The sequence below is a fragment of the Labrenzia sp. THAF191a genome (genome assembly GCF_009363335.1).
GTDB lineage: Bacteria > Pseudomonadota > Alphaproteobacteria > Rhizobiales > Stappiaceae > Roseibium > Roseibium algicola.
In genome coordinates, this window is record NZ_CP045333.1 from 4,153,969 (window position 1) to 4,169,171 (window position 15,203).

Consider the following 15,203-nt stretch of genomic DNA (forward strand, 5'->3'; position numbering starts at 1 on the left):
TTTCAAAGCTGGTTGATGTTACCGGTTCAGAAGAACGACCGGCCACGTTGCCACCAGCCGCCGCGTTTCGGCTTGTCTTCCTTGTCGTCGTCTCCAGATGTTTCGCTGGTTACGACAGGCTCGGCCGGTGCCTTGCGCGCAGGTGCTTCTTCTTCGGCATCGGCTTCGCTGGCAATCGGCTGCTCGGAAGTCGGCGTTTCGACCACGATCGTGTCAGCTTCAGCCATCACCGGGGTCTCATCTGCCGCATCGGCCTCTAGAGGAGCAGCGGCACCGTCCTGCTGCGCAGTTTCTTCCGCAGGGCTTTCGCCGTTAGCGTCCGAAACTGTGTCGCCATCGACGGCCTTTGCCTCATCGGCTTGGGCATCATCCTGTGATTCGGCTCCCGCAGCTTCTGTTTCCTGACCGCTTTCGGCGGCGGCTACGGCTTCGGAACCGGACTGATCGTCCTGCTTTTCTTCAGAGGAAGCGGCTTTGCGAGTTTCGTCATTGGTCTCGCCGTCGTTTTCAGCGCCACCTTCTGCCTGCATGTCGTCACCGTTGCGACGGCCGCGGCGACCACCACGGCGACCACGGCGGCGCTTGCGACGCGGTTCATCGTCACCGTCCTCATCACCACCGGAACGGGCTTCCTGCGGCTGCTCGTCATCGCCATCGGCATCGTCTGCTTCGGCGTTGACCTGGCGCGATTCGCCATCGTCCTGCTGGTTGTCGGAACCACCCCTCCGGCGCTTGCGCCGGCGGCGCCGGCGGCGACCGTCATTGTCGTCTTCCTGAGCGAATTCCTCGATGTCCGGCTGTTCGGTGTCTTCGTCGATGATCTCGATCGTATCCGGCTGGACAATCGCAGGAACGGGCATCGGCACACGGTCGCGATCGACCGGTGCACCGCGCTCCAGAACGTAGAGCTGGCCGTTGACCATGTCGTCCGCATGCACTTCGACATCGATGGCGAAGCGGGTTTCCAGATCGACCAGGTTCGAACGTTTCTGGTTGAGGATATAGAGCGCTACCTGCGTAGTGGTGCGAATGATCAGGTTGTGGGACGCGCCTTTCAGAAGGTTGTCCTCAACCGACCGCAGCACGTGAAGGGCAACGGATTCCACAGACCGGATCATGCCGGTGCCCTGGCAATGCGGGCACGGCGTGGTCGAGCTTTCCAGAACGCCGGTGCGGATGCGCTGACGCGACATTTCCAGCAGGCCGAAGTGCGAGATCCGGCCAACCTGAATGCGGGCGCGGTCGTTCTTCAGACAATCCTTCAGCTTGCGTTCGACCGACCGATTGTTCTTCGACTCTTCCATGTCGATGAAGTCGATGACGATCAGGCCGGCAAGATCGCGCAGGCGCAGCTGTCTGGTCACTTCTTCCGCCGCTTCCAGGTTGGTCTGGAGCGCGGTGTCCTCGATATTGTGTTCGCGGGTTGACTTGCCGGAGTTCACGTCGATCGAGACCAGAGCTTCGGTCTGGTTGATGACAATGTAACCACCGGACTTCAGCGTTACCTGCGGCGAGAACATTGCATCGAGCTGCGGTTCGACACCGTAGCGGATAAACAGCGGCGAGGGGTCGCGGTAGGGCTGGACGTTCTTCGCATGGCTCGGCATGAGCATGCGCATGAAGTCCTTGGCCTCGCGGTAGCCTTCTTCGCCCGCAACCAGGACCTCGTTGATGTCCTTGTTGTAGAGGTCGCGGATCGATCGCTTGACCAGACTGCCTTCCTCGTAGACGAGGCTTGGAGCACTGGATTTCAAAGTCAGCTCGCGGACGTTTTCCCAAAGCCGCATCAGGTATTCGAAGTCGCGCTTGATCTCGGCCTTCGTCCGGCTTGCACCGGCGGTGCGCAGGATCACGCCCATGCCTTCCGGCACATCCATTTCGGAGGCAATCTTCTTGAGGCGCTTGCGGTCAGTCGGCTGGGTAATTTTGCGCGAAATGCCACCGCCACGGGCGGTGTTCGGCATCAGCACGGAATAGCGGCCTGCGAGCGACAGGTAGGTCGTCAATGCGGCGCCCTTGTTGCCGCGCTCTTCCTTGACCACCTGCACCAGAATGATCTGGCGGCGCTTGATGACTTCCTGAATCTTATATTGCTTGCGCAGCGGGACAATGCGCTCAGGAACTTCTTCCATCGCATCTTCCGCGCCGACGGATTCGACGGCATCGATATCATTGTCGGCATCATCGTCATCGTCGTTCTGACGCTGGCGGCGACGGCCGCGCCCGCGGCCACGCGAGCGAACCGGAGCCTCTTCTTCCTCGTCTGCTTCTTCCTCGGAAGAGGACGCTTCGTCGTCATTTTCGTCGGACGCGTCTTCGTCCGTGCTGCGCGCGGATACGGCTTCGCCATCCGTTTCGTCGGCTGAGGTCTCTTCGGAAACTGCGTCAGTCTCTTCAGTGGCTTTTACGGCCACTTCGTCGCCTTCTGCTGAGTCTTCGGAGGCATCCGCCTCAACCTTGTCGCTGGCAACGGTTTCAGCAGCTTCGTTTCGTGCTGCACGGGAGCGGCGGCGGCGCTTTGGTTTTTCTTCACCGTCCGAATCATCACGCTGTCTGTCGGCTGCTTCCGCAGCCAGAAGTGCTTCCCGGTCGGCAACAGGGATCTGATAGTAGTCAGGGTGAATTTCGCTGAAAGCGAGGAACCCGTGGCGATTTCCGCCATATTCGACGAATGCTGCCTGCAGGGACGGTTCGACCCGGGTTACCTTTGCAAGATATATGTTTCCGCGCAGTTGCTTCCGATTAGCTGCTTCAAAGTCGAATTCTTCAACCCGATTGCCACGCACGACGACGACCCGGGTCTCTTCCGGGTGGCCCGCGTCGATCAGCATTTTGTTTGCCATTATTGAACTTCTCCACGGCAGCACTCATGGGCGCATGTGCGAAACGCGCATCGCGCAGCAGGAGGATGTCTGCCGTATTTGTTTTGCTAAGATGAGAAAGAGCGTCTGCGCCCGGCGCGGTCGTATGATCAACGCAGGCAGCCGCTGAAGCGGTACCTTGCTGTATGTTGATCACCATGTGCATCGCGCGGGTCCTTCAGGCAACGCAGGCCCTTTAGTTAAGTCGTTGTACCTTCTGCCGGTATGCAGCCTGGCTTCGCCAATGGGCCTGCATCCGGTTCCGGAATGGGTCCGCTCCTAACGGCCGCCGAAAGCCTCGCCGGGGAAACTGCCGTTTTGTAAGGGCAACACGTCGCGAGGCGGGGCGGTCTCAAAGAGGTGCCGATACCAGATCCACTGTCTTCCAGGGCTTGTCTTTAAGCGGCAGAACGGCCTCTGTTCTGTCGTTAGAAGGCCTGGGAATGCGATAGCGTTGTGGATAGACACCCATGTCAGCTATCTGGAAAGGTATCGGTTTCAAACCGAAATCCGTAAGGTACTTTTACGTTCCGTCGCAGCGCATTGCAAGCAATGTGAATTGGATATGGCATTTTCCTTGCGTGGCGGATGGCGTATGACAGGGCTGACGGGGGCTCAACACGCGAAGTTTTCGAGCGAGATGGCCGAAATAATTGAGTTCAAGGACAGAATGAAACCGCAAGTAGACCAGGGACCGGGCGCTGTTTTGAGACTGGCGACGTCTTTCGCAGTGGTTTTGAGCATCTGCGTTGCTGCGTTTGCCGGCCTGACTTGCGCCGCATCTGCCGAACCGGAAAAGGCCCGGGTCACCGGAGCGCGCGTGGCAGGAGACGAGGTGCGCACGCGATTCGTCCTTGATATGAACCGTCAGGTAACACCGACCATCTCCGGCCTTGCCAACCCGGCCCGGCTGATCATTGACCTTCCCGAAGTGACATTTTCGCTACCGGCCGATTCTGGCGAGAGCGGGCGAGGGCTTGTCACCGACTGGCGCTTCGGCCTCTTTGCGGTTGGAAGATCCCGCGTGGTGATGGACCTGACGGGACCGGTGAAGGTCGACAAGACATTTTTCCTGCCGGCTGTCGATGACCAGCCAGCGCGGCTTGTTGTGGACCTTGTCAGCGCGACAGCCGACGAATTCGACACGTTTGTCGAGACCTCAAGGCCCAAGCGCGTCGTCGCCGGGAGTGATTCCGCACCGAAAAGTGACCGGTTGACCGCTCCAAAGAACAGGGACAAGCCGCTGATCGTCCTTGATCCGGGGCATGGCGGTATCGACACCGGGGCGACAGGTGTCCACGGAACTCTCGAAAAGGCGATCGTTCTCGACTTCGCTCAGCTTCTCAAGGAAAAGCTTGACGAAAGCGGGCTCTACAACGTTCAGCTTACCCGGGATGATGACACATTCATTCCGTTGGGGCGCCGAGTTGAAATCGGTCATGAACTCGAAGCCGACCTCTTCATCTCCATTCACGCCGATTCTGTCCGGCGCGGGCAGAAATTGGCGCGTGGCGCGACCGTCTACACAATTTCAGACAGGGCGTCGGACCAACTGGCCGAAGATCTGGCCCAGTCGGAAAACATGTCGGACGTCATCGCCGGTGTGGATCTGGCGGAAGAGCCAACAGAGGTGACAGATATCCTGATCGATCTTGCGCGACGCGAAACGAGGTCGTTTTCGGTCTATTTCGCCCGGTCGCTGGTGGACGAGCTTAAAAGCGCAGTCCGGCTGATCAATAACCCGCATCGTTCTGCGGGTTTCCGGGTGTTGAAGGCGCATGATGTGCCCTCGGTTCTGGTCGAGCTCGGCTATCTCTCCAACGAACATGACGAGAAGCTTCTGATTTCCGACGAATGGCGTGAACGCATGGCGAATGCCATGACCGAAGCTGTTCATGGTTTTTTCCGGCCGCGGCTTGCGCGGCAACAAGCAGCACCGTCACAGTAAAAATCCTTGCATTGCTTTCAAAATGGCAGGTTAGCACTGGCGATTGCCTCAGCATCGCCATATTGGTGCACGAGGAAGGCAGACAAGTTTGTGCGACTGTCGGCATCGGTGATGCTGAGCAAATGTTTCCGTGTTAAAAAGCTGGAAGCGCTAAGAACGGGGAAAGACGAGCCCGCGGTATGAAATTTTTGGTGAAGTTTTTTGGCTACCTGTTCGGAATCGGCGCGATCTTTGCGCTGCTGATTGCCGCCGGGGTCTGGATGTACCTGCAGGACCTGACGAAGGATCTGCCGGATTATACGGCCCTGAAGAACTATGAGCCACCGGTCATGACGCGTGTGCATGCCGCGGACGGTAGTCTTATGGCCGAATACGCGACTCAAAGGCGCATGTTCCTGCCGATCCAGGCAATCCCGGATCGCGTCAAGCAGGCGTTTGTCGCTGCCGAAGACAAGAATTTCTACACCCACATCGGTGTTGACCCGGAAGGTATCGCCCGTGCGGCGGTGCGTTTCATCCAGAACTATGGGTCCGGTCGTCGTCCGGAAGGTGCTTCGACCATCACGCAGCAGGTCGCAAAGAACTTCCTCTTGTCCGATCTCGTGAGCGAAGAGCGTGAACGCCGTTCCGCCGCGTATGAGCGCAAGGTGAAGGAAGCGGTCCTTTCCCTGCGCATCGAGCAGGCCTATACCAAGGACGAAATTCTCGAGCTCTATCTCAACGAGATCTATTTTGGCTTCGGGGCCTACGGCGTCGCGGCCGCTTCGCTGATCTATTTCGACAAGTCGGTTCACGAACTGTCGCTTGAAGAAATCGCCTATATGGCAGCGCTGCCGAAAGGTCCGAGCAACTATCATCCTTACAGGAAGACAGAGGCCGCCATTGCGCGCCGCAACTACGTGATCGACCGTATGATCGCAGACGGTTACGTAAGCGCTCAGGACGGCGAGGAAGCCAAACAGAAACCGATTGTCGTCAAGCCGCGTGAAACCGGCTCTCGCCTGTTTGCTGCCGAGTACTTCACTGAGGAAGTCCGCCGCGAAGTGGCCGACATCTTCGGCGACAAGCGCCTGTACGAAGGCGGGCTTTCGGTGCGGTCGACGCTTGACCCCGAAATGCAGAAACTGGCCCGCAAGTCGTTGATGGACGGTTTGATTGCCTTCGACCACCAACGTGGCAGCTGGAATGGCCCTGTCGACAAGATCACCCTTGGTGCCGACTGGGGCATCGATCTGGCCAAGGTGGAAGCCTTGAGCGATCTGCCGGAGTGGAAGCTCGCGGTGGTTCTGGAAGCCGGCGGTGAAGAGGCCAAGATTGGCGTTCAGCCGGAACGGCAGGTCAGTGGCCAGCTTTCCGAAGAACGCAAGACCGGCCCGATGTTCCTGAGCACCATGAAATGGGCCCGGGTCAAGGGCAGGGCGCCGAGCGCCGTTTCCGATGTGCTGACACCTGGTGATGTTGTTTATGTCCAGGAAAGCCCGGTTGCTCCGGGAACCTATGAACTTCGTCAGATCCCGAAGGTGTCGGGCGCTCTGGTGGCGATGGACCCCTATACCGGCCGTGTCCTTGCACTTGTCGGTGGTTTCAGCTTTGCACAGAGCGAATTCAACCGTGCAACGCAGGCCTATCGGCAACCTGGGTCGTCCTTCAAGCCGTTCCTTTACGCTGCCGCTCTCGACAACGGTTACACGCCATCTTCCGTGATCATGGATGCGCCTCTGGAAATCAGCCAGGGCCCAGGTCTCGGCACGTGGCGTCCGCAGAACTACGGCGGCAAATTCTACGGTCCGTCGACCCTGCGCACAGGTATCGAGCTCTCGCGGAACGTCATGACTGTTCGGCTCGCTCAGGACATGGGCATGCCGCTGGTCGCGGAATATGCAAAGCGTTTTGGCATCTACGACAACATGCTTCCGGTTCTGTCGATGTCGCTTGGTGCGGGGGAAACCACCGTGCTGCGCCTGACCACCGCTTATGCGACCATCGCCAATGGCGGCAGGAAAGTTCGACCGACCCTGATCGACCGTATTCAGGACCGCTATGGCCGCACCATCTACAAGCATGACAGCCGCATCTGTGACGGCTGTACGCAGGATGTGTGGGAAGGCCAGGACGAACCGACCCTGATCGACGATCGCGAGCAGGTTCTCGACCCGATGACGGCCTATCAGATCACATCGATGATGGAAGGCGTTGTTCAGCGCGGTACGGCAACGTCCGTTCGTGCGGTAGGGCGTCCGGTCGCCGGCAAGACCGGTACCACCAACGACGAAAAAGACGCCTGGTTCATGGGCTTTACGCCGGATCTTGCGGTCGGTGTTTTTGTGGGCTTCGACAATCCGAAACCGATGGGCCGCGGGGCAACCGGCGGTCAGGTGGCGGCGCCGATCTTCACCGAGTTCGTCAAGACTGCTCTGGCCGACAAGCCGCCGGTGGAATTCCGTGTACCCAAGGGCCTTCAGCTGATCCCGATCAACCGCCGCACCGGTCTTAGAACCGCTGCCGGCGATCCGGGGTCGATCCTGGAAGCCTTCAAGCCGGGCATGGCTCCGCCGGACAGTTACTCCGTCATCGGGTTCCAAGACACCATGGGAGTTCCGACTGCGGTTTCTCCGGAAGCGCAGCAGGCCGTTACGGTCGGTACAGGCGGTCTTTACTGACCCGCCTGGCCTAGCAGGGGCTGGCCGACTGTCAGGTCATCGCGAGATCCTTTTCGACGGTTTACAGCGAAGTCCTGCTTGGGTAATGTCCCGCTCCAATTCTCGGCCCGGTGCCTCTTGCAGGAGACCGGGCCGCTTCACATCAAAAGCGAGGTATCCGATGCGCGCCGAAATGGAAGCGATCGTCGATGAAATCAAGCAGGCCATAAGCCTGCTGAGGAGGCATCTTTGACTGGGATCAGGCCGTCGTCCGACTGGAAGAGCTGAACGCCCTTTCCGAAGATCCGAACCTCTGGAATGAGCCGTCCAAGGCCCAGAAGCTGATGCGCGAGCGTCAGCAGCTTGATGACAGCATTGGTGGCATCAAGTCGCTGGAACAGGACCTTTCCGACAATATCGAACTGATCGAACTCGGCGAGATGGAAGACGACAAGTCGGTCATTACCGATGCCGAGGAAGCGCTTCGTGGTCTCAAGGGCAAGGTCAACCAGCTGCAGCTCAATTCGCTGCTGTCCGGTGAGGCCGATGCGAACGACACGTACCTGGAAATCAACTCCGGTGCCGGCGGCACCGAGAGTCAGGACTGGGCGTCCATGTTGCTTCGCATGTACCGCCGGTGGGCGGAAAAGCGGGGCTTCAAGGTCGAAGTGCTGGAATATCATGACGGTGAAGAAGCGGGCATCAAGTCTGCGACCTTGCTGATCAAGGGCGAGAATGCCTATGGCTGGCTGAAGACCGAATCGGGCGTGCATCGCCTCGTGCGGATTTCGCCCTATGACAGCAACGCTCGCCGCCACACCAGCTTCTCCAGTGCCTGGGTCTATCCGGTGATTGACGATTCCATCGAGATCGACATCAACGAGAGTGATTGCCGCATTGATACCTACCGCGCCTCCGGTGCCGGTGGTCAGCACGTCAACACGACCGATTCCGCCGTGCGTATCACGCACCAGCCAACCGGTATCGTGGTGCAGTGCCAGTCGGAGCGCTCACAGCACAAGAACCGTGCAACCGCCTGGTCGATGCTGAAGGCTCGCCTTTACGAAGCAGAGTTGAAGAAGCGCGAAGAAGCGGCCAGCGCCGAAGCTGCCTCGAAAACCGACATCGGCTGGGGGCACCAGATCCGCTCTTACGTCCTTCAGCCCTATCAGTTGGTCAAGGACCTGCGCACAGGCGTTGAGAGCACGTCTCCGGGAGATGTTCTGGATGGCGATCTGGATGAATTCATGGAAGCTGCGCTGGCACAGCGCGTCTTTGGTGGAGATCCGGTCGAAGTCGCCGATATCGACTAAAGATACAGCGGAAAATACAAATGAAAGCGGGGCCATTTGGCCCCGCTTTTTTGTTTCAGCCTTGCTCATCCTTCAAAGGTCGAGTGCCGAGAAGCGATCGCCTGCTGCCAGGAAAGCTGCCGGATTGCCGGGCTTGTCATGCCGGCGGATCTCGTAGTGGAGATGCGGACCAGTGGAGCGACCGGTGGAGCCGACATTGCCGACGAGGTCGCCCGCCAGAACATGGTCACCTTCCGATACCTGAATGCGGCTCATATGGGCATAGCGGGTGACGAACCCGTTCGCATGACGGATCTCCACCATCTTGCCGTAGCCACCGTTACGTCCCGCACTGATTACTGTGCCGGGTGCCGTTGCGAATACGCGTGCGCCGTAAGGGGCCTTGAAGTCGATGCCGGTGTGCATGGCCAGCCGACCCAGGAACGGATCAACCCGAGGACCGTAAGTGCTTGACACGGAGCCGTTCCGGACCGGCCGTTTGATCGGCAAACGCAGTGCGGTAAATTTCACGCGGCGCAGAGTGTCCAGGGCTGTGTTTGCACGGTCCAGGCGGTCTGGAAAGTTCTCGTCGTTGATCGGCTGGAACGGGCCGCCGAGGGAGGTCTTTTCACGCAGTGTGGCGTTGAGCCCGGGCGTAATAGAGCGCGTGATGCGGAGGATGTCCTCAATACGGCCTTCCGTCGCGATGGTGATCGCATCGACGGCAGCCGTGCTTTCTTCGTCCATCATGGAGATGTCAGCCTTTACCGCGTCGAGGGCAGCCTGTTTCTCAGAGTTTTTTTTTACGTCGGCATCCGGCGTTGCGGTATCGGTTGCCGGCTGCTGCAGAATAGCCAGTGGATCGAAGGATCTTGTGGAGCCGTCGCGCAATCCCAAGGCCTTTACCGGTTCCTCGATCAACTCGCTTTCGCCGCCGATTGCAGATTTGTCGCTACCATCCAGAGAGGCGAGGTTGCGCTCGTCGAGTGAAGGTTTTTCCGGGGGCAGGGGCTTGTCGTTGCTGAGGTAGATACCGACGCTTTCCGCCCTGGCAACCAGGTCGGCCACGATGGCATGGCGCTGATTGAGGTCTTGCTGCCGGCGCAGAACGTCCATTACCTGGATCTCGACGGTTTCCCTGTCGACCATCTGGCGGCTCGTCAGATTTGCAATCTCGGTGCGCAGGCGGTCGATGTGGTCCTGATACTCCAGCACCAACTCTGTTCTTTCAGCGCTGGCCTCGGCCATCATGTCACTGCGCAGGGCGTAGTAGCCAATTGTGCCTGCAACTGCCAAGGTTGCCGTCACGCAGCCGATTGCACCGCAAATAAGATGAACCGGCCTTACACTGTACGTGGTCGTCTTCTCGCCCTTTTCCAGAACCGGATGATGTGGCTCTGTCCGGGGGGCTTGATAGGTCCGCGTCGATTCTTGGCGCTGTTGCATTGTCACTCAGTCACTGCCTGCATTCTGCAAAAGATCTGAGCCTGATTAGAATTTGGTAAGGTTAATAATTCGTCTTCACGGTTGTGAAATTTATCCGATGAGAGGCGCAAGAGGCTTGTAAAAACCGGGAGTTAGTCCGGCTTCGGAACGCGCGCGATCGTTGAAGGGAGGTTTTAACGGACCCCTGAAGTGACGGCGCACGTAGGTGTGGAATGCCGACTCAGGTCTGATTCCCTGCCGGTCACACAGAAACCGGAACCACTTTGCGCCAAAGGCGACGTGGTTTTTCTCGTCCCGATAGATGATGTCCAGACATTTGGCAGTGTCTTCGTCACCGATTTCGCGGGCTTTTACGATCATCGGTGGCGTGATGTCGAGGCCTCTTGCCTCGAGTACCAACGGGATGATGGCAAGGCGGGCGGCAAGGTCGTGTCCGGTATCCTGCGCAGCCTGCCAGAGGCCGTCGTGGGCAGGCAGGTCTCCGTAGGTGGCGTCCAGTTTCGCCAGGCGCTCCTGCAGCATGGCAAAATGCTTGGCTTCCTCAAGCCCGACCCGCACCCAGTCGTCATAGTAGGACCTGGGCAGCCTGACGTGCGCGAAGCGTCCGATCAGGTCCCATGTCAGGTCCACTGCATTGAGCTCGATGTGTGCCAGGGAGTGTATCAGGGCAAGGCGGCCCGCCTTGCCCTTCAAGCTGCGTTTTGGCATGTCTCGCGGTGCAAGCAGAACAGGTTTTTCCGGCCGGCCCGGCCGATCCGGCATCGCACCATCTCTCGAGGGAGATCCGAGAGCGAGTTCACGCTGAAACCAGACCCTGGAGACAGCATAGGCAAGCCGCACTTTTTCGGCTGTATCGGAAGCGCATACGATCGCTCGCGCTCCGGCAACCAGGGTGTGCGGCAAGTTGTCCCTTCCGGCCACCATCCTGGCGCTGCCGGTTGCCGTTTCCAGTGGAGAATTCACAGGGCCCGCGCAGCCTCAAGAACGGCATCCGCGTGCCCTGGAACTTTTACCTTGCGCCAGATTTCGGCGATCTTGCCGTCTGCACCGACGAGAAAGGTGGAGCGTTCCACACCCATGTATTTCTTGCCGTACATGGATTTTTCGACCCAGACCCCATAGGCCTCCGCGACTTCCTTTTCCGTATCCGCCCCCAGCCTGATCGCCAGATTGTGCTTGGCGATGAACTTGTCGTGTTTGGCGGCCGTGTCAGGCGAGAGCCCGATAATGGTTACGCCAAGTTTGGCAAATGCATCGGACTGCTCAGTGAAGGCAATTGCCTCCTTTGTGCAGCCTGGCGTGTCATCCTTGGGATAAAAATACACTACGACGGGTTTTCCTTTGAGGGCGCTCAGCGACACCTTGTTGCCGCCATCACCTTCCAGTTCGAAATCCGGTGCGACATCTCCGACGGCCAATTCGCTCATCATGCCTTCCTTCTGTCAAAGTTTGTGCGTTAATGCCGGTTTCCGGCTGCGTCTACAATGGCTGCGGTCGCTTTTAGCAAAGCTTTCGCAGTATCATCAATCGCTCAGCGACTCGTCCGGAGCTGCAGTGAGGTAACCCGGCGCTTTGCTCCGAACCCGAACCCAAGCGCCTGTCTTACGCATGCAGGCGAAAGATTGGATTGACGTATTTGCCTAAAACCGGCGGATCTCAGAACACGGCCAAAGTGACGCCGAAAAAACGCAAGCGCTTGCGCTACGTTGTCGCCGCCGTTCTGGTTGGTCTTGTAGCCGGAATCGCCATTCTGTTTGCAACCGGACCAGTGCACATTCCGCTTCTTGGCAGCCTGCTGGCCTATCAAGGCACCCGAGGGCAGGTTGAACTTTCCATTGGCAGCGCAAGTGTCGATTTTACCGCGCCGGACGGCATCAATATCCTGATTTCGGATGCCAAGGCGGAGATCGCCGGTGGGTCACCTGTAAGCATCAGTCTTCCTGAACTGACTGCGCCGCTGAACAGGGATGCACTGCTCTCCGGCAAGCTCCATTTTTCGTCTCTAAACCTGACAAGGCCCCATGTGCGGATTGTCCTGGCGGGCGGGCCGGCGAAGTTTCCGGAAATGGGGCCGCTCATGGAGGCCGTCGACAGGGTCAGCGACGTAGTGGACGACCAGTTTGCCCGTCGAGGCCTCAGCTTCGTCAAGATCCGTGACGCTTCCTTCGAGTTGGCCGGTTCCATCCCCAGACGTTACAGAGGCATTGACGCGGACATCCTGCGTGACGACAACCGCTCGATACGGGCCTTCGCGCGAGTTGCCGGCAATATCTCCACCTGGAGACTGGAGCTTGCGCGCAACGCCCCGCCGGGTGCGAATGCCAAGAGCATCGGGGTGGTGGTCAACGGAATCACCCTTGCCGAACTGCTGGGGCCAAACGCGAAATCGGTGCAGGGCAAGGGGTTGGGACTTCCGGCCTCCGCCAAAATCGAGAGCAGACTGACAGGCGATGGCAAGTTTGTCTCCGCCAATGCGGTTGCGCGCGTGCGCAACGGCTGGTTTCAACTTGGCAAGACACTGGTCGCCTTTGACGATGCAGCACTGTCCCTGCTGTTCGAGGCGGGACAAAACGCAATTGAAATTACCAGTTCACATGTCATTCGCGGCAATTCACGCATCTTCTTCACGGGGTCTGTTTCGCCGGTTGCTGGTGATAGTCCCGAGTGGCAGATCAATCTGGATTCGGAATATCCGCAGTTCGGTTCCGCCGATGTTCCCGAAGAGCCGCATATGCTGGACGGCGTCCAGATTCGTGCGCGTTTCGATCCGCTTGAAAAATTGCTCTCCGTCGACCGCTTCACGGCGCGCTCGGGGAAGGCCGTCGTGCATGGTGTCGCTTCGTTGCAGATTACACCGGAAGGACCTTATCTGGCGCTGGCCGCTAATGGGGAGTTGATACCGGTTGCAGTGGCAAAGCAGCTCTGGCCGATCACGCTTGTGCCGCCGGCGCGCCGCTGGATCATCGAACGCCTGAAAGGCGGCTTGATCGAGACCGTTTCCTATACGGGCGCGCTCCGCCCGCCAGCATTTGATCCGCGGGATCCGGACCCGGGCTGGGCGGGGGACGACATGCGCCTGGACATGACGTTTTCCGATGGCGCAGTGACGCCTGTTGGGGACGTTCCGCAGATTGATGGCCTCGACGGTACGCTCACAATTGAAAACGAGACACTGACCGTGACCGCGACAGGCGGAACGGCGACGGCCTCAAGTGGTGGCGAGGTTACCCTGCCGGATGGTGTCTTCGCGATTCAGAACCTGCCTTTGCGGGACGGCAAGATGGCAAGCGTGAAGACCCGCATGGAGGGATCGGCGAGCGACCTTGGTGCGATGGTCAACAGTGCGCCTTTCCGCGTGCTGGACCGGGCTGATCTCAAGAATGATGGTGTTGAAGGGGCGGGAGAACTTGAAATCACGGCCTCTTTTCCCTTGGGCAATGAAATCGATCTTGCCGATATCAACTGGCAGGCGACAGGCCGTCTGACGAATTTCTCGGACAGCAATCCGATCATGGGGCACACGGTGCGCAAGTCGGATGTTGCGCTGGAGGCCAACAAGGATCAGGTCGCGATTACCGGCAAGGGGATACTCGACGGATTGCAGGCCGATATCGACCTTGTGGTGCCCTTGGGCGAATCCGGTGTAGCGGCACGACAGGATGTTGTTGTTGCGCTCAACGCGAAGCAGCTGAAAGAGAAGGGGGTGGATCTGACCGCCTTTCTCCAAGGCAACATGACCTTGAGCGTTGCAAAGGTCAGCGACGGACAGGAATTCGTCATCGACCTGAAACAGACGGATGTCCGGCTGCAGGCGCTCGGCTGGCAAAAAGCCAAGGGTGTTCCCGCAACGGCGTCTTTCAAGCTGGTTGAAACGGACACACAGCGCCGTGTGAAGGACTTCAAGCTGGTATCGGAGGGTGTCGATGTTGCCGGTTCGATGCAACTGTCGATGGCCGGCGATCTTGTCAGCGCATCGTTCAATACATTCAAGCTGCGCCCGGGCGACAATGTCGAAGTCGATATCCAGAAGGCGACGGACGGACGCTACGACATCATCTTTGCCGGATCTTCTTTTGACGGGCGCGGCCTGATCAAGAGCATGCGGAGCCCCGGTGGCAGCAAGGGAGCCGGTGATTTTTCGGGCGGTGCAAGAATTGCCGCCAATATTGACCGTGTGACCGGGTTCAACAATCAGGCGATCGAGAAATTCTCGGGCAAGATTGATACCGGTGCCAAGGGACTGGTCTCTGCGGACTTGAAGGGACTTGTGAATGGCCGTGCAAATTTCGAATTTACGGTGACGGACCAGGGCGGCACGCAGGCGGCAATTGGCCGTTTCGCAAACACAGGCGCAACACTGCGTTTCCTTGACCTCTACAAGCGTATGCGCGGTGGAACCGGGGTCCTGAATGTGGCGATGGCCGACGAAAACAGCTGGGTCGGCGATTTCAACGTGCGCTCACTGCGGATCACGGAAGATCCGGCCATTCAGCGTATCCGCGAGCAGAACCGCTCAAATCGCATCCCGGACGGGCGTGCGATCAATACCAACGAAGCTGCGGACACCGCCAGTTTCGAAACGCTGGATATCAATTTCTCACGGGAAGGCGAATTGCTGACCATCAGTCGCGGGGCACTCCAGGGCAACGCACTGGGAGGAACTGTCAGCGGTTCCGTGGATCTGTCGCAGCAGACGCTCAATCTTACCGGTACCTTCGTGCCGATCTACGCTCTCAACAATTTCTTCGCCAAGATCCCGCTGCTGGGCTTTGCGCTCGGAGGCAATTCCGGAGAAGGCCTCATCGGTGTGACCTATCGCTTGTCTGGTTCGGTGTCCGACCCGGTGCTCTCGGTCAACCCGATTTCGGCGATTGCACCGGGCATCTTCCGCAAGATGTTCGAGTTTCAGGCGAACTGAGCAATCGTACTAGCCAATGTCTGGCGGACCAGGCTGCCGCCGAAGGCCTTTGTTCCCGTCTCTCTTGTTACCGAACAAAAAAGCCGGGCGGTGCCCGGC

General features: G+C 58.8%; 8 protein-coding genes. 4 read left to right on the plus strand and 4 right to left on the minus strand.

Annotation, left to right across the window (positions count from 1 at the left end):
* Positions 1–26 precede the first annotated feature (26 nt).
* Entirely contained in the window at positions 27–2,843 is a 2,817-nt protein-coding gene (locus FIV05_RS19195; protein ID WP_152510643.1) for an Rne/Rng family ribonuclease, read from the minus strand.
* Positions 2,844–3,531: 688 nt separating this feature from the next.
* On the opposite strand from FIV05_RS19195, the gene FIV05_RS19200 reads away from it, so the two are divergent.
* From FIV05_RS19200 to prfB, 3 genes are all read left to right on the plus strand, one after another.
* Complete coding sequence (locus FIV05_RS19200; protein WP_152510644.1) at positions 3,532–4,809, plus strand: N-acetylmuramoyl-L-alanine amidase; 1,278 nt, start codon at positions 3,532–3,534, stop codon at positions 4,807–4,809.
* A gap of 188 nt (positions 4,810–4,997) precedes the next feature.
* Entirely contained in the window at positions 4,998–7,469 is a 2,472-nt protein-coding gene (locus FIV05_RS19205; protein ID WP_062491600.1) for a penicillin-binding protein 1A, read from the plus strand.
* 160 nt (positions 7,470–7,629) lie between these two features.
* Positions 7,630–8,761, plus strand: a protein-coding gene (gene prfB / locus FIV05_RS19210) for a peptide chain release factor 2 (protein ID WP_152510645.1) whose coding sequence is annotated in 2 segments (ribosomal slippage) — positions 7,630–7,695 and positions 7,697–8,761 — 1,131 coding nt in all. Because the reading frame shifts where the segments join, the coding sequence is not laid out codon by codon here.
* Between the two features lie 72 nt (positions 8,762–8,833).
* Here the strand turns inward: prfB and FIV05_RS19215 are convergent.
* From FIV05_RS19215 to bcp, 3 genes are all read right to left on the minus strand, one after another.
* A complete protein-coding gene (locus FIV05_RS19215) occupies positions 8,834–10,186 on the minus strand; it encodes a M23 family metallopeptidase (protein WP_152510646.1) in 1,353 nt (450 codons plus the stop codon).
* A 90-nt stretch (positions 10,187–10,276) separates the two neighbouring features.
* Positions 10,277–11,110 (minus strand): ferritin-like domain-containing protein, encoded by an 834-nt coding sequence (locus FIV05_RS19220; RefSeq protein ID WP_152511987.1) that lies wholly within the window; start codon positions 11,108–11,110, stop codon positions 10,277–10,279.
* 35 nt (positions 11,111–11,145) lie between these two features.
* The gene (bcp, locus tag FIV05_RS19225; RefSeq protein ID WP_152510647.1) at positions 11,146–11,613 is read right to left on the minus strand and encodes a thioredoxin-dependent thiol peroxidase; all 468 of its coding nucleotides are present in this window, start codon (positions 11,611–11,613) and stop codon (positions 11,146–11,148) included.
* Positions 11,614–11,858: 245 nt separating this feature from the next.
* On the opposite strand from bcp, the gene FIV05_RS19230 reads away from it, so the two are divergent.
* Entirely contained in the window at positions 11,859–15,104 is a 3,246-nt protein-coding gene (locus tag FIV05_RS19230) for an AsmA-like C-terminal domain-containing protein (protein ID WP_209009712.1), read from the plus strand.
* The last annotated feature ends 99 nt before the right edge of the window (positions 15,105–15,203 follow it).